Here is a 22,006-nt window from a genome sequence, read left to right as displayed (position 1 = left end):
CATGTGTTTTCATTTGTTTTTAACCTCCTTTTCACTTCTTAGAAAAAAGAACCAATATCTCACTACCTGGATATCGGCTCTTTTGATAGATGAACTCTTTATTTTTTATTCTGAGTGGCCACTGCATCTTCAATTTGTTCTTTGGCTGCGTCAAACGTTTTTTTCGAGTCGGTTCCATCATTCCAGATGGATGTGTAAGCCGTTTCCATTGGTCCCCATACAGCTTGCATTTCAGGGATATTTGGCATCGGCACAGCATTTTTCGCCTGTTCCAAGAAAGCCATGGACACTTCATCTTTTTTGATGGTTTCGTTTTCAAGGAGCGAAGTCGCTGGTGGCAATTGGCCTGTCATTTCGTATCTTTTTAAGAGCATTTCTTCACTGGAAGCCATTTGAGCTAAAAGAGTTGCTGCTTTGGGATATTTGGAATAACTGTTTACATAGTACGCTTTGATGCCTGAATAGGATTTTGGCGTTTCGCCGTTATCCAATGTTGGAAGTGGAGCGATTCCAAAGTTCACACCAGCATCTTGATGGTTTTTAACATCCCATGGACCTGAAATTCGGTAGGCTAATTTACTTTCATTGAAGAAAGAGGAAATCACATCACCTGTAATGTCTTCTTTTTTCATCGGTAACAATTCTTTGTTGATTTTTTTCATAAATTCCGCCGATTTGATGGCTCCTTCATTGTTGACACCAAGATCCGTTGGATCGGTGTCTTCTTTTCCAAATACATAACCGCCATAACCAGATAGGAAAGCATGTGTGTAATAAAAGTTACCTGGTTCCATCATAAAACCATATTTCTGATTTTTTCCTTTGCTCGTTGCTTGGAATTCTTTAGCTGTTTTGAACAAGTCATCCCATGTTTTTGGTGCCTCTTTTACGATGTCTTTATTGTAGTACAAGGCATATGTTTCAATGGAGATGGGATAGCCGAACATTTTCTTTTTTCCATCTTTATCCACAAAACTTGTCCCGTTTACCGCTGCTTCCAAGAACATGTCTTGATAGTCATCGGCATAATAGTTGTCATATACCAAACCTGCTTTCACCAATTTTCCTAAATGATCATGGGCGGAGTTGAAAACATCGGCACCTAAGCCAGCTGGCCCATCAGTTTCCAATTTTCCTGCTGCGTCTGTGTGTCCCACTTCTTGTACTTCAACAGGCACATTGTATTTTTTCGTGAATTGCTCTGCGACATAGGTCGCCCACGCGCCCTCGTCCGCTCCGTTGTCCCAAATAATCAGGGTTGCTCCATCTTCAGGTTTGAGTGTTTCTTTTGTGGTTTCCTTGGGTTTTGTTTCCGTGGTTGCTTTTTTCGTTTCATCTTCCGAACATCCTGCCAATAGTCCTGCCAATAGGGTGGCGGATGCCAATATACCAACTATTCTTTTCTTGATCATGTGAAACCTCCTATGTGGGAATTTTTGTACCATGTATAAAATTAATGAAACAGAAGCTGTAAGTGCTTTTGCGATACACACTTTTTTTAACTTTCGTTTCTGATAGACCATTTCCTCATACGAACAAAAGTTAATCCAGCGGCACCTTTAGAAAACGCTTTCAAAAATAACCATTAACGGGTACATTCAGTTCTTCCTGTATCACAATGGTACATTCTTGGAGAGCCAATTAGACCAGACTCGCCGCCTGCTCGTCCCCGAAGGTTCGGCATAGGTATAAATTCACAGTTGTGGTACGTGGTGAATATGTCATAGTTCTAAACACAAATAAGAGGTTGTTTTTTCGGAGTTGAATCATCTGTTTGTAGTACGAGAAAATACTTTGCGTATCCTTTTTCTGATTGAACACATTAGCATGAGAGTAGTTGGGATTGATGTCAAACTAAGCAGATTTATTCGTTGTAATTCCCGCTTGATGAGTATCATCCCATTTTACTAATGTTCGAGAATTGTCTCTTCCATTTTTCCAATGATCTGCATGATCTCCTCGTATAAATCGCCCTTGCCATATTTCAATATTGTGTAAATTTTTCATGCCCACACCGTTGTACTGCTCAATGGTCGCGAAGTGGATATTTGTCATGCTGATTTCCTGCCCGTCATAAATAAACGTGGTTCCAAAAACAAGGTGCTGAGTGCTTGGGCACTTTCTCTGCGCCATGACTCGTCATTTACCCAGGTGCTGAAGCTTCTCGGCTGGTCATGATTTTCCGAAAGCAAAGCATTCGACCCGGGATCCTACAGTCCCTTTTACCATTTGCAGAGTCTGCTTCAAAGGCATATTCAGTCCTCCCCCCATCCCCTCGATTCCATAACCCCAGGCGTTCGAGCAGAAAAATGATATTGAAATATCCTCTTTTTCTCCTACCCATTTGTCTACTTCCGCCAAACACCCCCATTGTCTTCCCCCAACCGTCATGATGGCAAAGCGGGCAAACGTCTCTTCCCGTAATACCCAAGAAACCCCGCTCCCATTCATTATATGAAGGAAACATGGATATCAGAAAACTATTTTTTTAACAATTTTTCATTTTACCATATCGTATATCCATAGTTTAAGAATGTTGAGAATTTACAACGTTTTTTGACGAAATTTTCATCGCTTGAGTATCAGGAACTTTATTTATGCAGTTAGAAGTCAGTAAACAAAAGGATGGACAAGCAATTATCTATGCCTGTCTATCCTTATTATCTTTAAAATGTCTACTGTATAAGTTAAGCGTTTAATCAAAAATTTATTTTCTTCTCTGTCTATTACAATATCTACATTAAATCACGAGACTTACTTACCGAGAGTCTTAGTCACCCCAAATACATCCTTCGTATCATTATACTGATTAATCGCAATATCTAGATCATGAAAATAACGATGTATTAATCGAATCTGTTCTTTGTCTGCTTTATTTTTGGTCGCCTTGGCAATTGCGTGGATTTGTTTAAAATCTTCCGATACCTTTTTATTTTCTATCCCCTGGCTAATTATTTCATTCGTATCTTTTTCAAGTATGGCTGATAAACTCTTGGCTTCTGACATATCTAATTCTTCAATACTGCCATAGCCTGTTAAATCATTGTATTTAGCGTGATATTCAGCAATTAACACACTTTCTTGATTCGATATATTTTTTGGAGGGTTTTTCTTTAATTGATCCATTGCTTCTTTAGATGGATCATTCAAATGATAATAGACAGTAAGACCAATCACTCCAGCTGCTAATATACCTACTATTAATATTAAAAGAGATAGCCACTTTGATTTTTTCTTATCTTGTTTTTTAGTCATTTGTTCTCCCGCCTATCAAAAGTATTTGTCATCCTATTATTGGGATTTTATGCCTTTTAATTATGACAGGTTTGGCTTAACTGTACAAATAAACCAACCATTCTAGAGGTGGTTGGTTCGTAAATAATTGGTTAAAAGTAGAAATCCATTAAAGTTTCATCCATTAAATCCTGTGTCAATCCTATGTAAATCATCGTATCTTTTTGGTTGGAATGGTTTAAAATTTGCTGCAGCAATGCAATGTCTTTGAATTTTTGGTAGTGTAAATAACCAAATGTCTTACGTAGAGTATGTGTCCCTACATCCTGAATATCTGCCATTTCGGCTGCTTTATTTAACACACGGTAAGCCTGAACCCTCGTAATTGGTCCATTTCCTTTACGGCTTGGAAATAAATAATCGTCCTTTGAAAGTTTTTCTTTCTTGACGTATTTTTTAATTTCTTTTCGCAAGTGCGGATTAATCAGAAACCTTTTCGTTTTCTCCGTCTTCTGTTCAATAATGACAATATGCGTTCCATCCAATACATCCTTTACCCGTAGCTGCAATAAATCCCCTATCCTCAGCCCAATATTGATCCCAATTGTAAACATTATATAATCCCGATAACTGCAATAGCGTAATAATGCTTTTTTCATGGCCTCTATTTGATCAAGCCGGCGAATAGGCTGTACATTTTTAATTCGTTTTGTTGCTGTAACCACTTTTGCCAGTCCCCCTTCTTCCCATCTCTTATTGTACGTGAAGAGGCCATTCAAACACAAGATTTTTTCAATTCCACACCTTCTGTAAACCTTGATTTAATCAGTTTTCGAATGTATCAATTCAAGTCCTTTGTTACATTCGGAATTTTTTAATTATTAATGGTAAAATCCATCATAATTCTACACATTTCCCAAAAAGGCTATAAATCGCCTACATTCGACAAAAAACGTTTAGAATACAAACACCTTAGGAATTAAAAAAGAGGACCTTAAAACCCAATTATGAAGGTCGTTTTTTGACTCTTCTTGTAACAATTTTTGGATATTATTTGCTTAACAATACTGTATGCCATACACTATTATAGAATTAGGAGGTGAAGGTGTTTTGGATGAACTCATACAATCTCTCATTATCGAATTGCGAAGAGGTACACTTACTCTGGCAGTTTTAAGTCAATTACAAAAACCCGAATATGGATACTCACTCGTTCAATCCCTTGAAGAAAAAAATGTTACTATTGATCCCAGCACACTTTATCCTTTATTGAGAAGATTAGAAAAGCAAGGTTTACTGGTTAGCGATTGGAAGTTAAATGGAAATCGACAGAGAAAATACTACCAATTGAGCCACAATGGCAAACAGATTTATGAAAAATTAAAGGAAGCATGGTCTGAAACGTCTAATCAGATGGTACAATTGTTAAGAGAGGATGAATGTGATGAGTTTAATTGATATATATATTTATGAAGTTACAAAGTGGCTACCAGAAGAGTCAAAAGAGGAGATTGCGCTGGAACTCAAAGGGAATATTGAGGATATGCTGCCACATAACTATACTGAAAATGATGTAAAGAACGTTTTGAATAGCTTGGGTGACCCCAGAATTCTTGCTGCCGATTATAGCGGAAATAACCGATATATTATAGGGCCGATTTTTTATGATAGTTATATTCGGGTCTTACTAATAGCTTTTGGTTTGATGGCGGGCTTGGTTTTATTGGGTCATATAGTCAGCGGGATTACGGATTATACCAGTTATTCCTCCGTTGTATCATTTCTAATTGACATGTTTACAGATTCTATCATAGGAATCCTCCAGGCAGCATTTCAGGTATTTACCTGGGTCACCATTACATTTATATTTATAGATAAAATTGCAAATAAAACAAATAGCATCCCCCTTGTAAAGCCAAAATGGAACACTGACCAATTGCAGAGGCGGACTGTTCAAAAGCATAAGTATCAAATATCCAAAGGGGAAGCAATCTTTGGACTCATTTGGACAATTATATGGATCCTAATTCTATTATTTTCTGAATATCTATTAGGCTGGTATGAGACCGTTAATGGCGAGCTTGTTTTGCAAGCCTCCTTGTTTAACCAAGAAGTTCTGAAAACGTATATCCCCCTTTTAATTGCCTTGGCAGTGTTAGAAATAAGTTTAGCGGGATTGAAATACATGATGGGTAAATGGACCTACCATATCGCTATATTTTATACAGTCCAAAGCGCATTTGTTATAGCAATCCTTTATAAAATGCTGTATGACACTACTTTATACAATAGCGATTTTATCGAACGCTTCAATTTATTATTTGAAAAATCTACAAATGGAACATTACCATCAGGTATTATAGCCATCACATTAGCAGTTGTTATTTTAATATCTGTGTATGATTGCAGCTTTGCATTTTATAAAGCCTATAAGACTACTAAAAATCAGCAAAAAAAGAAAAAGTAAACAAGAGGGATGCAGGCTTGATAAAGCTGTATCCTTCTTGTTTTACACTTATCTCTTATTTTTATAAAACACATGCTCAACCGATAAACTCTTTTCAATCCGAATAATCCCAAATGAGTATTCAGTTTGGCGTCTTTTATCTGTCGGAGAACCCGGGTTAAATAGAATTGTCCCATTTATGTCTTTATTAACAGGGATATGAGAATGTCCAAAAATAATTAGATCCAGTTCCTCTCCGCTAAATGCTTCAATTGCTCTTCCCTCTGTAGTTCCTTTCTTACCGTGCCCATGTACCAAACCAATTCGATATCCATCTAATGTGAGAATTTTTTGATATCCAAGTTGGTCAATCAGATCCTTTCCATCGACATTGCCACAAACACCATCAACGGGTGCATAGGATAGCAGTTCATCGTATACATCCTTCGTTTGCCAATCACCAGCATGTAAAATAAGATCAGCTGTTTTCAATTCTTCCTTTAAACGCGGTGGAAGTCCTTTTGCCATTCTGGGCATATGGGTATCTGATATCACAATGATTTTCATCGATGATTCACCTCGATATTTTGCTTTGTTGATTCCTTTATATATCTCTTCAATTCATTCAGAAAAAAGGTACAGTCGTCTAATGTACCGAACACCCTTACCGGAATAATAACAGCATGAATGGCATTCGTATAAATATAAATATAATTTTTCAGCATTTCAATTTGTTTAATATCTTTCCATTCATAGAGTACCTCATACCCACCATCAATCATCTCTGTTAATCCGCCTTTTCCGATGGATAAGCGGTATGTACCAAATAGATTAGGCTCCCTGCTATTTTTATGAAATTTTCTAAACTTCCTTCTGATTATTCTCTCTAAATAGAATGAATAAAAAAGTACCGGTAAGAGTGCAATGAATAAGCTGATCAAATAGTAAATAGGTGTAGTAGGTCGAAAATATAGCAATTGCAGGATTAGTGAAATAAATAAAGTGATCAAAAATAATCTTAGTTGTCTATTTCTCATTCTCCGATTGCTTATTTCAGATTGTTTGTTCATGTGGAGATAAAAATTGGTTACATCAGTCAGCTTAAGCTCATATGTTAATTGCATTTTACTCCCTCACATCTTCTATTTCATTTCAACTTCATTGTAACAGGTAATTACAGCAAACAAAAAGGACAGCCGACATTATCATTGATAATGTCGGACCGTCCCATAATACTCAATCTTATTGTATTCCGGATAAATAGAAGAAAACTGAACATAAATGGGGCTATCGAGCAACCATGGATAGTAAGCAAACAGCGTTTGATCACCATGTATAATTGCATGTAAGGCTACAGGCATCATCTTTACAAAATGATCATAACGTGATTGGGCCTTTTGTTCATCAAATTCACCTTTACTAATATGAATGTAAACTGTTAGGACAAATTGTCCGTTTAACATACGCCAATCAGCTACAACTTCATCCCGCATCTCCCAGTTGATGTTCAGTGCATCAATCTCACAGCCAATGCTTAAAAACAACTGTCCGGTTAAGTCAGAATGTGTCAATGTATATTTTCTACCCTCTAAAGGTCCTGAAGGGGTTATCGGCGGAATATAGGTCACACTCAATTGTTCTGTCTGGAAGGACATATCTGAAACACTCCTTTAAATAAGAAGATTTTTTTTACTATTCTATGACATCAGCCTAAAAATGGTGCAAATGAAATAGATCGCTATTTTTCTCCTTACTCGTAAACTGGTATGTTAAAACCAGATGTTTACCTTCACAGTCATATAGTGCTTTACCCACTTATATAACATCAAATAATTCTATTTAAAAAATGTTCTACAAAACGTTTTTCGTCCACTTCTACACATACATGAACAAGCGGCCTTTCGTTTCCACTGGGACAGGTTTCCCCTACCCTTTCTCCTTCGAGCTCCACCGAGATGGGTTCTGTCTTCAGTGTGACGAAGCTCTTGTCAATTGCTACTCCAACAGCCAGTGGATCGTGCAGGGCACAACCTTTGATGCCAGGAGTGGCCTTCTTATAAAAGTCCATATAAAACTCTGTCATGTCTGCCAAAAAGGAACCGAGTTCATCTTCCTTCTTCCGCCAGTTTGCTAGTTCCTCCTTCTTAAGCAGGGTTTGCATGGTTACATCAAGTCCTACAAGGAAAAGCGGTAGATTAGAGCGGAAAACAAGGTCAGCTGCTTCAGGATCACAATGAATATTTGCTTCTGCATGCGGCGTTACATTTCCTTTACAGAAAACCGCTCCTCCCATGATGATGATTTCATCAAACATAGCAGTTATCTCAGGCGCTTTTTGGAGGGCAAGCGCAAGATTTGTCAGCGGTCCTACACAGATATAAGTAATTTTACCAGGGTTGTTTTTCACCTGCTCAATCAGATAATCAACTCCATGGACCTCTGGTATTTCACTGGGCTTCTCTCCATTAAGTACATTTCCAAGACCATCCTCACCATGTACATGACGAGCATATACTTTTCGCGGTCCACGCCTAAGAGATTCATACGCACCGGCATACACCGGGATATCAAAACAACCCAATTTTTCTAGAACGATTTGCGAGTTTCTTACTGCTTCTTCAACAGGAATATTGCCGAAACACGCAGTGATACCTATTATATCTAATTCCGGTGAATGAACGGCATAAGCTATAGCCAATGCGTCATCTATTCCTGTATCTACGTCTAAGATAACCGATTTCATTATGTTCTCTCCTCTGCTCCTGAAGTATACTTTTTCCCAGTATGATGATTGCTACATGTAATGTCATGGGTTTGGCCGTCCAATCTTTATTAAACGAAAAACACCTTTTACAAAATTTCACACGAAATTAAATGAGCAAATGGTTTATAAACGTAGGGTACGATATGTATCATTAATAAATAGTTAATCTTTCAGTTAATAAATCCCCTCATTCTAATCATATACTCTGATATCATTGACTATTTTTATTTAGATTTACATCTATATACTATTTTAATTACTTTTTATCTAGATTGTAATACATTATATAAAATAATAGCTAGGTAATGATTTTGTCTCGCTATAACGATTATCCCATTACAAATATATCCAATAGTGATATTCTATTAATAGAATGATTTTTTAATATAGGACTATTTTAAAAATAATTGATTGAGGTGGTACTACTGATGGAAGCTCTTTATTATTTTGTTTTAGCTGCTGTTATCGCAACATTTGGAATTAGCTGGGCTGTACGAACAGCAATCAGGGAATTGGTCAATGGCCCAGAAAGAAAAGAAAACATTCAAACTAAGATGTTTATCAAAGTAGCTGTTGTAGAGGCAATTCCCATTATTTTAATCATTTTTGGCTTTATTAACCTATCCTCTTCAAATTCTGACGTTATTTTTCCCCTTATTATAGTAGGTGCAGTTACCATTCTAAATATAATCTCCATCTATGGTACATCCTCTGAAATAACGAATGATTTGAATACCCCAGTGGACTTAAAATCAGCAGTAAAGACTCTCACCATGATGGGTGTCACTTTAGTATTAGCCATACCTACCATAGCTGTTGTAGCTTGTTTTACTGTCATGAATTCATAAAATGCTAGCTGGAGATGTTATATCCTAAAACTGGTTGTCAGCGGTATAAAAAGGCAATTTAATTTATATCAGCAATTTCCGCAATAAAAAGAGCCTCCTTAGTCGAAAAGGATACGTAATCCTACCGACTAGGAGACTTTTTTCATTTAAACATAAATCCTGTTAAACACGCTCACTCATTAAATTCAAAAGGAAATCGTAGATCGTGGGATAAGGTTTTAATTTGGCACCACTTGAACATCCTTTAGCACCCATTGTTCTTCTTTATATACCCAGCTTGATCGAACCTCAGCGATTCGATCAACCACGGATGCGCCGGAAATTTGCTGAATGCCTATCAATTCCTTATGACCATCTTTATCAATGTCTTTTACCTTTAAGGATTTGTATTCACTTACTAATGTTTCAGATGGTTCACTTAATTTCCCTTTTCGATAAACCCCGAGTTTATCATATTTCTTTTTATGATCTTTTAAATCAATTAAGTAGGATTTATTCATTTCTGGTACCATTACAGTGGCTTGATAATTATTTTTGAATGCTCCGTTGATATTTAATGTTTCGGGGAGCTCAATCAGTTCAATTTTATTATTATAGATGCAAAAGGCATAATAATCATTAACTCCTCCGCTACCCCCTGTTGGAATCTCCATCAGAACTTCCAATGTACTGTCGTCATTAAGATCGAGAAACTTAACGGCAGGCTTAAACCCTCCTTGAATCGTTTCCTTTTTAGTTCCCTTTTTTGTTTTTACTACCAACTTGAATTCCTTGTAATACTTTGTCTCCTGATCAAAAGGATTACCATATAAATATACTTGATCCTTCTTCCCGTCTCCTGTCACATCCACTTTATAAGAACCAAGTTCAACTTCCTGGCTTTTTGCATCTTTTTTTGCAGCATCTATGGATACTGGCAGAAGCAAACACCCAACTATCGAAAAAATTATAAAATGATTAATCCATTTCATCATATACTCATCAACTCCCAGGTATAGGATTATTCATTATAGATTGCCTGGAATTTAACTTAATTATGCATATAACTGATGAAAATCAAAGAAAAAAAGCCGTAAACAGATGATACTGTTTACAGCTTTTTGGATAGAAATACATTGAAGCTATGAATTTGATACTTCGGGAGTCTTAACCCATGTTTCAACGATTGGTCCATTTTCGCCTTCATCCATAAAGAACGAACCATTTGAATAGCGATCACTAGGTCGTAATTGGAAGGATGCAACTTCTTCTATCATGCCTTTTTCCGACAAAATCACAATAGTATCAACATCGTTTACAAATTCTATTCCTGCTACTCGATGTGGGTTTTTCTTCAACTCTCTCAACATAACAACTCCTCGTTTTGCACGGGAAGTCATTTCAAACTCGCTTCGTTTCATTTTCTTAATAGCGCCCCTCTGTGTGATCAACGCTATCATAGATGAATCAGTTTCAGCAAAAACTTTCCCTGCAACTATATAATCATCGTCCTTGAGATTTATACCTTTAACACCGGCAGCACGTGCTCCCACAGTTGGAATTTCACTTTCAGGGAACATCAATCCATACCCAATAGAAGTAGCCAGGAAGATGTTTTGATTTCCATCTGTTTGATGGATATCCACAACCTGATCATCTCCCTTAAGATTAATAGCTGTTAATGGTTTTGAGTATCTCGTTGCCTTATATAGTGCAAGTTCAGACTTCTTAACTAATCCATTTTTCGTAACAAATAATAAAAACGATCCTTTTTCAAAATCAGAAACCGGAATAGCCTTTAATAGATTCTGATTCTTATCAAGCGGTACGATATTACTGATATGCTGACCAGTATCCTTCCATCTGATATCAGGAAGTAAGTGAACCGGACAGTAAATATAACTACCTTTATCTGTAAATAACAACAAGGTATCGGTTGTATTCATATCCAGCTTATGAAGGAGCCTATCTCCTTCCTTCATTCCATAATCCTGGCCGCCTGAAGCAGTATAAGATCGTAAGCTTGTCCGTTTTATATACCCTTCTTTTGTGACCGTAACAATAACATCTTCGCTTGGAATCAGAACTTCAAGATTAATCTTAATGTCTTGAATTTCAGCTTCTATTAGAGATCTACGTGAATCTGAAAAATCCTTTTTAACTTCTTTTAGTTCTTTTTTAATAACTGACATTAACTTCTTGTCACTGCCAAGGATAGTTGTCAGCTCTTCAATTTTTTTACGTAGTTCTTCAGCTTCGTTTTCCAATGCCGTAATATCCGTATTCGTTAATCGGTAGAGCTGAAGGGAAACAATCGCTTCTGCTTGTGCCTCTGTAAATGTATATTCCTTTATTAGGTTTTCTTTTGCATCTTTTTTATCGAGAGACGCACGGATTGTTGCGATTACTTTATCAAGAATGGAAATCATTTTGATAAGTCCCTCAACAATATGCTGACGATCACGAGCTTTTGCCAAATCAAATTCAGAGCGCCTTGTTATCACTTCACGGCGATGATCAATATAGGCATCCAGCATTGCTTTTATGCCCATAAGCTGCGGACGTTTCTTATGAATGGCAACCATATTGAAATTATATGTAATTTGCAAATCTGTATTTTTAAATAAATATTGAAGAATAACATTAGAGTCTACTTCTTTTTTTAACTCAATGACAATCCGTAAACCTGTACGGTCGGTCTCATCTCTTACTTCAGAGATACCCTCAAGTTTACGATCAAGGCGCAATTCATCAATTTTTTTAACAAGATTAGCTTTGTTTACATCAAAGGGAAGCTCAGTTATCGTAATTTGCTGTCTGCCACCGCGTAAAGACTCAATCGCCGTTTTACTTCGAATGACAATTTTGCCTTTACCTGTTTCGTACGCCTTTTTAATTCCATCTGCCCCCTGAATGATCCCACCTGTAGGGAAATCAGGTCCTTTTACAGCAGTCATTAGCTCATCAACTGTACAATCCGGATTATCGATTCTCATGATGGTAGCATCAACAATCTCTCCAAGATTATGTGGCGGAATCTCAGTGGCGTAACCAGCTGAGATTCCAGTTGAACCATTTACAAGCAAATTTGGAAATTTAGCCGGCAGCACAATCGGCTCTTCAGCTGTATCATCAAAGTTTGGTACAAAATCGACTGTTTTCTTCTCGATATCTCGTAAAAGCTGGCCTGCAATAGAGGATAAACGTGCCTCCGTATAACGCATGGCTGCCGGAGGATCCCCATCAATACTTCCGTTATTCCCATGCATCTGAATTAATTCACGGCGAAGCTTCCAGTCCTGGCTCATTCTGACCATGGCTTCATAAACAGATGAGTCACCGTGAGGATGGAAGTTACCGATGACCAGACCGACTGTCTTGGCTGACTTTCTATATGGTTTGTCATTGGTATTACCATCCGAATGCATGGCATAAAGGATTCTTCGTTGAACCGGCTTTAATCCATCTCGTGCGTCCGGTAATGCCCTGTCTTGAATAATATATTTACTGTATCGGCCGAAGCGGTCGCCAATCACATCCTCAAGAGGGAGATCGCGGTATTTCTCTGCTGTCATAATACTTCCTCCTCACCAGCAACCGTTAAGTTCTCATTTTCTAAAATATTTCCATCTTCTTCTAAACCAAAAGCAACATTGGCTTCAATCCACTTACGCCTTGGTTCTACTTTATCACCCATTAATGTGGTAATCCGTCTCTCTGCCCGTGCCGCATCATCAATGCATACACGGATCAAGGTACGTTGTTCTGGATCCATAGTCGTCTCCCATAGCTGGTCTGCGTTCATCTCTCCAAGACCTTTGTATCGCTGAAGCATGTATCCTTTTCCAACCTTTTTAATGGTACCTTCTAATTCATCATCATCCCAAGCATATTCTATAACTTCTCTTTTACCGCTTCCTTTACTAACTTTATATAAAGGAGGTAAGGCGATGAATACTTTACCATGTTCAATTAATGGTTTCATATAACGATAAAAGAAGGTAAGCAATAATACTTGGATATGGGCGCCATCCGTATCAGCATCGGTCATAATGACGACTTTATCATAATTGATATCCTCGATGGAGAAATCGGATCCTACTCCACCACCGACAGCATGAATAATTGTGTTTATTTCTTCATTTTTAAAAATATCTTCAAGCTTAGCTTTTTCTGTATTAATAACTTTACCGCGTAAAGGCAAAACAGCCTGGAACCTTCGATCACGCCCTTGTTTGGCAGACCCTCCGGCAGAATCTCCTTCGACGAGGTATAGTTCATTCTTCAATGGATTGCGGGACTGCGCCGGTGTAAGTTTTCCTGAAAGCAACGCTTCCGATTTCTTGCGTTTTTTACCGCTGCGTGCATCTTCTCTTGCTTTTCGGGCTGCTTCTCTGGCCTGAGCCGCTTTAATCGACTTACGGACCAAGGATGTCGCAATATCGGCATTTTCCATTAAATAATAAGATAATTTTTCAGATATAACAGAATCTACCGCAGAACGGGCATCACTGGTACCAAGTTTACTTTTTGTCTGTCCTTCAAATTGTAATAATTCTTCTGGAATTCTTACAGAAATGATAGCAGCCAATCCTTCGCGGATATCTGAACCATCCAGGTTTTTGTCCTTTTCTTTCAGCAAACCGGATTTACGTGCATACTCATTAAAGGCACGTGTAACAGCAGTTTTCATTCCTACTTCATGAGTTCCGCCATCTTTTGTTCTGACATTATTGACGAATGATAAAATATTTTCCGAATATCCATCATTAAATTGAAAAGCAAAATCAACCTCAATATCAGAATGAGTCCCCTCAAAGCTTACAACAGGATGCAATGTATCTTTTTCTTCATTTAGGTAAGAAACAAATGCCTCAATCCCATTCTCATAATAATAAACATCTTTTTCATCCGTACGTAAGTCATGTAATTCAATTTTTAAACCTTTTAATAAAAAGGCAGATTCGCGTAAGCGTTCACTTAAGGTTTCACGATTGTAAACAATGGTAGAGAAAATACTCTCATCCGGTTTAAAATGAATGGTTGTTCCAGTTTGGTTGGTTTTACCAATTTTCTCTAAAGTCGTTACAGGTTTTCCGCCATTTTCAAAACGCTGTTCATAAATAAAACCATCACGCTTAATGGTAACAACAAGCCATTCTGATAAAGCATTTACGACCGATGCACCAACCCCATGTAAACCACCGCTCGTCTTATAGCCACCCTGACCAAATTTTCCTCCTGCATGAAGGATGGTTAGAATAACCTCCGGAGTCGGTTTACCCATTTTATGCATTCCAGTAGGCATCCCTCTACCTTTATCCATTACACTGATGCTATTATCTTTATGAATTTTTACAATAATTTCGTCCCCATGTCCGGCCAATACTTCGTCCACGGAGTTATCAACGATTTCATAAACGAGATGATGCAGGCCTCGTGTGTCTGTGCTTCCGATATACATTCCCGGTCGTTTACGGACAGCTTCTAATCCTTCAAGTACCTGGATGGCATCTTCGTTATAGTCAATAGGTTTTATATTTTTTGCCACTTATGTACCCCTCTCTTTACGTTACAACTTCTATTATATACATATTCTTAAACAAGAACAAATGTTCTTGATAGTATAAACAGCACACTAAAGCTTTATTGCTCTATTTTTACAGATTATTTTTCGTTTCGCAAATAAAGTTTAGATAAAGGTTATGTATACGAGACATCCCGGCTTCCAGTCCCTGTAAAAAACAAATAAAATAAGTCCCTGTATCTTAATTATGGTATCATCTTCGGTGTTTTTACAACTATTAGTTTTTATTACCTACAACATTATAAAACCACCAATGAGCTATTTACGAGCAATTGGTGGCCATTTTTTATTATTTAGTTAATGCATGCTCCACTTTTATGCAACGGTCCATAATGACGGTGTAATCCTTGTCCTTTAGCATTTGGAAGGCCTCTTCATCAATAACTCCCAGCTGTGTCCAAAATATATCGGCATCGATTTCCAAAAATTCCTTAGCCAGATCCATCACATATTCAGATCGGCGAAAAACATTGACAATATCTACATGCCCTTCAATATCCTTCAATGTCGCAACCGCCTTTACACCCAAAACACTATCCACTGAAGGATTGACCGGGATAATTTCATATCCATTATCCTGCATGGCCTTAGATACCATGTAAGATGTCCGTTCCGGATTATCAGAAAGACCAACGACAGCTATTCGTTTCGCTTTTTTTAAGAGGAGACCAATTTCATCTCTGCTTGGATTTTCTATCATGAATATAGCCCCTTTCAATAATAAAATTTATCCTTATGTATACCTATAGGCTATTATAGAATAAACGGTCAGCTCAGAATAGGGAAGTTAATAAAAATAATTTTTTTATTTTCTTTTTGCAGGTACATGTTAAAATATATTAACCAGTAGTGTAAGAAAGGAACTGTTTATATGTTATATTTTTTGTTTATATTGGCCTATTTGCTAGGTTCAATACCTTCAGGCTTAATTATAGGAAAAGTTTTTTATAACACTGATATACGTGAGCATGGCAGCGGAAACTTAGGAGGAACCAATACATTCCGGACACTTGGGAAAAAAGCCGGAATTATCGTTACAACTATAGATATCTTAAAAGGTACTTTGGCCACCTTATTGCCATACATATTTAATATACAAGCTGATCAATGGCCAAGTTGGATTGCTATTCCGTTGATATGCGGCTTATTGGCAGTTATCGGCCATATGTACCCTATATTTGCCGGATTCAGAGGCGGTAAAGCTGTAGCTACATCCGGAGGTATTTTGCTCGGATACGATCCACTTTTATTTGTGATTCTAGTTGCATGCTTTTTTGTATTCTTATACCTAACTAAAATCGTGTCCTTATCTTCTATGTTGATTGCAGTTGTGGCACTTATTTATGCCATGTTTAGCGGAGATCCTTCCATGTTAATCCTAATTATCTTCCTGGCAGGATTTATCTTCTATCGCCATCGCGCTAATATCAAACGTATTATTAATAAAACAGAACCTAAGGTTAATTTGTTTAAACGATGATATAAGACTGTTTTTGGAATCACGATTAGTGGTCCAAAAACAGTCTTTTTTATTTTTGCTAAACAGAATACAAAAGCAATATTCTCCTCCGAAAACCTCATCTCATATTCAAACAACAAAGCTCGACCTCTATCGACTGATTACCTAATAGGATTAAACGATCGGATAATTTAGTATAAAATTATCAGTCATATGAAACCAGAAAAATACCTTATTTTGCATTTTAATCTAAAAAGTGTCAATATACATGTAGGAATATATTAAAAATATGTACTCATATTTAGAAAAATTTACTAAGCAGGTGAAGAATGAAGAAAAAAATAGCCCTCCTATCATTTTTAATCATTACCGCAGCTATAGGTATACTTATATATCTAAACACTCAGGAGATTTTCAATAATTATGAAGAAAAAAACGTAGCTTTAACCCATAACAGGGAAGTTTTCTTATCTGAACGTAACTACCATTCTACTGCTGAAATTGGAGCCATCGGAGATATACTTTTGCATGATAAGGTATATGAAGATGCAGATACTGGTTCTGGTTATGATTTCTCAGATATGTTCGCACCTGTAAAAGACATGCTAAGCAACCCAGATTTTACGATTGCCAACCAGGAATCTATTGCAGCCGGAAGTGACTTGGGGTTATCGGGGTATCCGACATTTAATTCACCTTATGAAATATCGGACACCTTAAAAGACGTTGGAATAGACCTCGTAACCTTAGCAAATAACCATTCCCTCGATAAAGGTGAAAAAGGTATTCTGCGTGCAATCGAGTATTACAATAAAATTGATATGCCTTACGTAGGAATTCATAAGAATGAAGAGGATGCCAAACAAGACCGCATCATGAACGTAAATGGTATTAACATCGGCTTTCTCTCTTACACATATGGAACGAATGGGATTCCTATTCCGGATGGAAAAGATTATTTAGTCAATTACTTAGATGGTAAAAAAGTCTCGCAAGATATCAAGGATTTACGTGATAAAGTGGATCTTATACTCATTAATGCTCATTGGGGACTGGAATATCAAAGAAACCCATCTGATGAACAAAGAAAAATGGCAAAATTAATGTCTAATGCAGGTGCAGATATTATTATTGGGCATCATCCGCATGTCCTCCAACCAATTGAATGGATAGAATCCAATCAGAAAAAAACATTAGTTGTCTATTCATTAGGAAACTTCATCTCCGCCCAAAAAAATAACTATAAAGATATTGGCGGTATGGTTACCATTAGCGTTCGTAAAGAATGGTCAACTAAGGGAACTGAGACCGAAGTAACTAACGTAAACTTCTCTCCAACCTATGTAACTAATCAAAACGACCGTGACTACAGAATAAATACGTTTGGAAGTGAAGATGTATTTGGACAGGAAAAGATCGATAAAGAAAAATTGACTGATTTTATGCTTAGCCATCCATCCATAAAATAAGAATTTAAACTAACGAGCTGTTCCAAATTTGCTTAATTTGCATTGGGACAGTTTTTCTTTTTCAAGTTTAGGAGAGAAAAAGATTAAAAGAGATGGATAAGGGCTATAGAGTATTATAATAATAATCTAACAGCAACTGAGTCTTTATCAGAGATGAATTTTCCACCGAATAAAAAGTGGGAATTGAAACAGTTTAAACCACTCTAGTGATACATCCTTTTGTTTACTGAGTGTTACCAATCGTTATCTTATTAAAATTATGTCATAATGGTAGTATTCAGTAGTTAGATAGCTCACCTTTATCTGCCAATAAACATATCAGGAGGATTCAAACATGGAAATTACAATCGATGAGCAATCAGCTGCATGGTATAAAGCAGAATTGGAACTTGAAAAAGGCGACTGCCTTCGGTTCTTTCCCCGTTATGGAGGCTATAGCCCTATACAATCAGGCTTTTCTTTGGGAATCAGCAAAGAGGAAGGAAAACAAGCCACTGTTACCTTATTAAAGGATGGAATCACCTATTTTATTAATGAGGATGATATATGGTATTTTGACGGAAATAACCTCAATATAACCTTTGACGAACAGAAGGCTGAGCCCACGTTCTCCTATAGCAAATAAGAACAGAAATCCCCTGTGTACCACTGACACAGGGGATTCTCTTTATCTATTTTCGTTTGATTTCTTCGTATTTTGCATTCCATTCCGGAAATGCTTTTTTAAACTGAATCGGTCTGAAATTATCTTTTTTTACTACAATATGCGTAGTTGTTCCAGTTGCGCAAATTTGATCATGCTGATTCCGGATTTCATATCCATACAGTGTTTTTATTCCATTATTTTCTTCTACCCAAGTATGTACATAGGCCTGATCACCATATCGTAATGGTGTTTTATAGGTTACATGAATATCGTAAACAGGTGCATAATAGCCTGCTTCCTCCATATCCGTATATTTATAGCCCAAATCCTCAATAAGGGCTGTTCTGCCCAGCTCAAACCATTTAAGATAGTTTGCATGATACATAACACCCATCATATCAGTATCTGCGTAAAATAATTGGATTTCTTTTTTTGAAACAAACATTCCTTCTACACTCCTATTCTACAATAGTCCTTTTTCTATTCTAACACATCTTGAAAATCAGCCTTTGTCAGAGTAGAGTAATCAACCGCAGCCAGATCCTCTCCCGTCTGCTCGATTAATCGAACCGCCTGTACCTGTATCGCATTGTCAACCAAATTAATAGCAAATCGTCCGTTCCCATCAATCTCAATTAGGTTCAACTTTTCAACCAAGTAATCTTTTGCCGCCTGGTCCAGTATATACTGATATTTACGAGCATAATTTTCAATGATTTGCATCAATTCCTCTGTGCTATAATCCGGAAAATGCATGAACTTTTTGAACCTGGATGAAAATCCTGGATTACTGGACAGCAACGCCTTCATCTCATCAGGATATCCTGCCAAGATGATGACAAGGTTTTCATTATGTTTGGTCATCTCATCCACTAAAGTATTCACAACTTCTTTTCCATAATCTGAATTGGAAGAGCTTAGTAAGGAGTAAGCTTCGTCAATAAATAATACACCGCCCAATGCATCCTGAACCTTCTTTTTCGTTTTAATGGCTGTCTGCCCGACATAGCCAGCTACAAAATCAGCACGGCTAGCTACAACTAGATGACCTCTCTTCAACAGTCCACAATCTCGCAGTATTTCCGAGTACAGCTTTGCAACTGTTGTTTTACCAGTTCCAGGATTCCCGGTAAAAACCGCATGAAGCTGGACAGGTACCGTTTTTACTCCAGCCTGTCTCCTGGATTGCTGTATCTTTACAAATGCTGAAAGTTTATGAATTTCCTCTTTAATCATATCCAAACCAACAAGATTCTTTAGTTCTGCCTGGGGATTTCCAGTGGATACAGGAAACTGAGAAGAAAAGTCCTCTTCTTGCAGAAGAAGATAATTTAAAAAGCTTTCATTGGCTTGCTGTTCACCTGTAGAACCTTTATGGAAGATTGCATCCATAACAATTGATTTAACTGTTCTGGCATTACCGAAAGTTTGATCAACCATCTCATATTCAATTCGTTTTTTTAAAGAAGGAATCGCATCGGGAGCGATAAAATAATGATTTTTTTCTGCCGTTTGAATCGCAATTTCAATCATTTCATCCAATGAATAGTCTGGTAACTCCATATAATTAAAATTCGGGAAACGACTGCGCAAACCAGGATTGCTATCCAGAAACTGTCTCATTTCCTCAGGATATCCTGCTAAAATAACAGCGAACCTTCCAGAATACTCTGCACTATCCATAAGAGATATAAGCGTATCTATCACTGTCTGCCCGTAATCTGTTCCTTGTTGGCCCTCTCTTTTTAAGCTGTATGCCTCGTCAATAAAAAGGACGCCTCCTACTGCCTCTTCCACAGCTTTACGAACGTTTTCTTCTGTTTGTCCAACATAAGCTCCAACCAATTTAGAACGATCAACCTCTACAATTTTTTCTTTTGGCAATATCCCTAATTCATAATAGATTTTCCCTAATAATCTGGCCAAGGTAGTCTTACCGGTTCCAGGATTACCCGTTAAAATCATGTTTAGGCTAATATCACCTGTATTACTGAATCCTAATTCTTCACGGTGTTTTTGATACTTCAAAAATTGATAAAGCTGGTTAACCCGTTTTTTTATTTCAATCAGCCCAACCATTTCGTTCAACTCTGCTAAGGCACTTACTTGATCCTTTGCATCAACAATTTCATGCTGTGATATAAACTCGTTAAATTGATGAATATGGCTATTCAGAAGATTTAATGAGGATTTTAACTCCTGATAAACAATTGCGGTATGGAAATTCCCGCTTAATGTTTCTTCATACTCTTTTGCCGTAGAGATTACCTTTTGCATACCGTCAAATATATCATTTAAGTATTTTTTTTCAGTATGGATTAAATCTGTTTCTGCCAGTTGATTGATTTGTTTTAATGCTTCAGTTGTACGGTTCATGTAATTGCTTGTTTCATTCATAATCTGCCCGACCGTGTTACGTTTTGCAGTTCTATTATCCGTTTCTCGTAAAGTTGGAGTAGAAAAGCCAGTATATAAGTCATTAAAACGATTGAGCTGCTTAGTTTCCAGCAATCGTTGTATTTCAGAGCGATTATTCAATAATCGGTTTGCTTCATCTAATAATAGATAATATAAATCATCTTGTTCCTCTTGCTTACTTCTTTCCAGGGCTAATAAATATAACAGCTTTCCTTCTAAATCTGCTGATATTCCCCACTCACCCTGGTTTTTACATATAAATTGAAGCACACTAAGTAATTCTGTTTTTATGGGGAGTGAACCTTCTTTAGTCAACGTTCTCTCCCACTCATCAATCATATTTTTATAATTGGTTATTGATAATTCCATTTACTGCTTCATCCTTTTTTCAGTCGATGTCTCCATCCTATCATACAACACGTTCCAGATTAATCATTTTAGCTTAATGTATGATTCACCAGTCAACTATTGAAATTAAACATTCTCTTATTCAGAAGTTCTGTCTTTTAGTCGTAATGGCCGCTTCATTTGTCCCTCTTTTTACGGATTATTTTTCTTGGCTACTTGGGTTTGGTTTTAAAATTCACCATGAAGATTTGGAACATAGTTTTTTTAATTCATTAATGAACGCGAAGTAAATTTCCTGGATTCTAACCAACTAAAAAATCTGCCTGTCTCCATTAGGATTCAGGCAGATTTGAGATTAAATTATTCAGCTATTCACCTTTTGTTTGAATCACGTCTGGATGCTTTCCGGATGTATCTTGCATCTGTTTGCCTTTATTTCCACCGGCAGCTCTAGGTTGAGTTCCAATGTGATTTGGTACAAATGACTTGGAATTTTTCTTCGGATTTCCCATTTTATCTTCACCCCTTCTTTCTTATCATGCTTACTTACGCATGACTTATAAGGTGTAGATATTGGATATTACTCCGCTCGTTCCATCATTCTTTTATCGATTCGATCTTCTAGAACTTCCATTGCATGTTTATCCATTATAATTTGTTTTTTATTTTCCAGTATTAAATCTGCTAAAGACATCCGCTTACGCTTTTTCATCGTCAACCACCATCCATACTTTATTTTATAATATCATTGCCTACTTTTTCTGTATTTATAACATTTTTAGAAAATAACGATAACTAATTAGTCTTT

23 protein-coding genes are annotated in these 22,006 nt (G+C 37.0%); 6 read left to right on the top strand and 17 right to left on the bottom strand.

The window, feature by feature from the left end; genetic code table 11:
* Window positions 1–98: 98 nt before the first annotated feature.
* From F7984_RS09060 to F7984_RS09040, 5 genes are all read right to left on the bottom strand, one after another.
* Window positions 99–1,412 (bottom strand): sugar ABC transporter substrate-binding protein, encoded by a 1,314-nt coding sequence (locus F7984_RS09060; RefSeq protein WP_140461432.1) that lies wholly within the window; start codon window positions 1,410–1,412, stop codon window positions 99–101.
* A gap of 442 nt (window positions 1,413–1,854) precedes the next feature.
* Window positions 1,855–2,055 carry a hypothetical protein gene (locus F7984_RS09055; RefSeq protein ID WP_140461431.1) on the bottom strand — a complete coding sequence of 67 codons (201 nt, stop codon included), beginning with the start codon at window positions 2,053–2,055 and terminating at the stop codon, window positions 1,855–1,857.
* Between the two features lie 117 nt (window positions 2,056–2,172).
* On the bottom strand, window positions 2,173–2,451 hold the full coding sequence (locus tag F7984_RS09050) for a hypothetical protein (protein WP_139063816.1): 279 nt from the start codon (window positions 2,449–2,451) through the stop codon (window positions 2,173–2,175).
* A gap of 303 nt (window positions 2,452–2,754) precedes the next feature.
* Window positions 2,755–3,255, bottom strand: a complete 501-nt coding sequence (locus tag F7984_RS09045) for a hypothetical protein (RefSeq protein WP_066103913.1) — start codon at window positions 3,253–3,255, stop codon at window positions 2,755–2,757.
* Between the two features lie 131 nt (window positions 3,256–3,386).
* Complete coding sequence (locus F7984_RS09040) at window positions 3,387–3,938, bottom strand: site-specific integrase (protein ID WP_066104338.1); 552 nt, start codon at window positions 3,936–3,938, stop codon at window positions 3,387–3,389.
* A gap of 406 nt (window positions 3,939–4,344) precedes the next feature.
* On the opposite strand from F7984_RS09040, the gene F7984_RS09035 reads away from it, so the two are divergent.
* A complete protein-coding gene (locus F7984_RS09035; protein ID WP_139891970.1) occupies window positions 4,345–4,692 on the top strand; it encodes a PadR family transcriptional regulator in 348 nt (115 codons plus the stop codon).
* Entirely contained in the window at window positions 4,679–5,701 is a 1,023-nt protein-coding gene (locus F7984_RS09030; RefSeq protein WP_066103916.1) for an HAAS signaling domain-containing protein, read from the top strand. The genes F7984_RS09035 and F7984_RS09030 overlap by 14 nt, the downstream gene beginning before the upstream one ends.
* Before the next feature lie 48 nt (window positions 5,702–5,749).
* Here the strand turns inward: F7984_RS09030 and F7984_RS09025 are convergent, their stop codons facing one another.
* From F7984_RS09025 to F7984_RS09010, 4 genes are all read right to left on the bottom strand, one after another.
* On the bottom strand, window positions 5,750–6,247 hold the full coding sequence (locus F7984_RS09025; protein ID WP_139891971.1) for a metallophosphoesterase family protein: 498 nt from the start codon (window positions 6,245–6,247) through the stop codon (window positions 5,750–5,752).
* Window positions 6,244–6,804: a YcxB family protein gene (locus tag F7984_RS09020; RefSeq protein WP_140461429.1), complete on the bottom strand. Its 561-nt coding sequence runs from the start codon at window positions 6,802–6,804 to the stop codon at window positions 6,244–6,246. Before F7984_RS09020 ends, F7984_RS09025 begins: the two co-directional genes overlap by 4 nt.
* 81 nt (window positions 6,805–6,885) lie before the next feature.
* A complete protein-coding gene (locus tag F7984_RS09015) occupies window positions 6,886–7,335 on the bottom strand; it encodes a staygreen family protein (protein WP_066103923.1) in 450 nt (149 codons plus the stop codon).
* A 170-nt stretch (window positions 7,336–7,505) separates the two neighbouring features.
* Complete coding sequence (locus F7984_RS09010; RefSeq protein WP_140461428.1) at window positions 7,506–8,423, bottom strand: nucleoside hydrolase; 918 nt, start codon at window positions 8,421–8,423, stop codon at window positions 7,506–7,508.
* A gap of 449 nt (window positions 8,424–8,872) precedes the next feature.
* On the opposite strand from F7984_RS09010, the gene F7984_RS09005 reads away from it, so the two are divergent.
* A complete protein-coding gene (locus tag F7984_RS09005) occupies window positions 8,873–9,292 on the top strand; it encodes a F0F1 ATP synthase subunit C (protein WP_140461427.1) in 420 nt (139 codons plus the stop codon).
* 218 nt (window positions 9,293–9,510) lie between these two features.
* On the opposite strand, the gene F7984_RS09000 is transcribed toward F7984_RS09005, so the two are convergent.
* From F7984_RS09000 to F7984_RS08985, 4 genes are all read right to left on the bottom strand, one after another.
* Complete coding sequence (locus F7984_RS09000) at window positions 9,511–10,266, bottom strand: hypothetical protein (RefSeq protein ID WP_140461426.1); 756 nt, start codon at window positions 10,264–10,266, stop codon at window positions 9,511–9,513.
* 147 nt (window positions 10,267–10,413) lie between these two features.
* Window positions 10,414–12,849, bottom strand: a complete 2,436-nt coding sequence (gene parC, locus F7984_RS08995; protein ID WP_140461425.1) for a DNA topoisomerase IV subunit A — start codon at window positions 12,847–12,849, stop codon at window positions 10,414–10,416.
* Complete coding sequence (parE, locus tag F7984_RS08990; protein ID WP_373925479.1) at window positions 12,843–14,810, bottom strand: DNA topoisomerase IV subunit B; 1,968 nt, start codon at window positions 14,808–14,810, stop codon at window positions 12,843–12,845. The genes parC and parE overlap by 7 nt, the downstream gene beginning before the upstream one ends.
* Window positions 14,811–15,147: 337 nt before the next feature.
* Window positions 15,148–15,558, bottom strand: coding sequence for a CoA-binding protein (locus tag F7984_RS08985; RefSeq protein WP_066103933.1), 411 nt, complete (start codon window positions 15,556–15,558; stop codon window positions 15,148–15,150).
* A gap of 171 nt (window positions 15,559–15,729) precedes the next feature.
* Here F7984_RS08985 and plsY point away from each other — a divergent pair, with 171 nt between their 5' ends.
* The 3 genes from plsY (at window position 15,730) to F7984_RS08970 (ending at window position 18,411) form a co-directional block, all read left to right on the top strand.
* Window positions 15,730–16,338 (top strand): glycerol-3-phosphate 1-O-acyltransferase PlsY, encoded by a 609-nt coding sequence (gene plsY, locus F7984_RS08980; protein ID WP_066103936.1) that lies wholly within the window; start codon window positions 15,730–15,732, stop codon window positions 16,336–16,338.
* Window positions 16,339–16,646: 308 nt separating this feature from the next.
* Window positions 16,647–17,786: a CapA family protein gene (locus F7984_RS08975; RefSeq protein WP_140461424.1), complete on the top strand. Its 1,140-nt coding sequence runs from the start codon at window positions 16,647–16,649 to the stop codon at window positions 17,784–17,786.
* A gap of 334 nt (window positions 17,787–18,120) precedes the next feature.
* Window positions 18,121–18,411 (top strand): HesB/YadR/YfhF family protein, encoded by a 291-nt coding sequence (locus F7984_RS08970; protein ID WP_066103940.1) that lies wholly within the window; start codon window positions 18,121–18,123, stop codon window positions 18,409–18,411.
* Window positions 18,412–18,457: 46 nt separating this feature from the next.
* Here the strand turns inward: F7984_RS08970 and F7984_RS08965 are convergent, their stop codons facing one another.
* The 4 genes from F7984_RS08965 to F7984_RS08950 all read right to left on the bottom strand — a co-directional run bounded on the left by F7984_RS08965 (window position 18,458) and on the right by F7984_RS08950 (window position 21,910).
* The gene (locus F7984_RS08965; protein WP_066103942.1) at window positions 18,458–18,877 is read right to left on the bottom strand and encodes an acyl-CoA thioesterase; all 420 of its coding nucleotides are present in this window, start codon (window positions 18,875–18,877) and stop codon (window positions 18,458–18,460) included.
* Between the two features lie 35 nt (window positions 18,878–18,912).
* Window positions 18,913–21,219: an AAA family ATPase gene (locus F7984_RS08960; protein WP_140461423.1), complete on the bottom strand. Its 2,307-nt coding sequence runs from the start codon at window positions 21,217–21,219 to the stop codon at window positions 18,913–18,915.
* Between the two features lie 347 nt (window positions 21,220–21,566).
* Complete coding sequence (locus F7984_RS08955) at window positions 21,567–21,710, bottom strand: acid-soluble spore protein N (protein ID WP_066103946.1); 144 nt, start codon at window positions 21,708–21,710, stop codon at window positions 21,567–21,569.
* 68 nt (window positions 21,711–21,778) lie between these two features.
* Entirely contained in the window at window positions 21,779–21,910 is a 132-nt protein-coding gene (locus F7984_RS08950; RefSeq protein WP_077248025.1) for an FbpB family small basic protein, read from the bottom strand.
* Between the last annotated feature and the right edge of the window lie 96 nt (window positions 21,911–22,006).

The sequence above is a fragment of the Pradoshia sp. D12 genome, assembly GCF_008935075.1.
Classification (GTDB): domain Bacteria; phylum Bacillota; class Bacilli; order Bacillales; family Pradoshiaceae; genus Pradoshia.
This window is presented reverse-complemented; position numbering and strand designations above follow the sequence as displayed.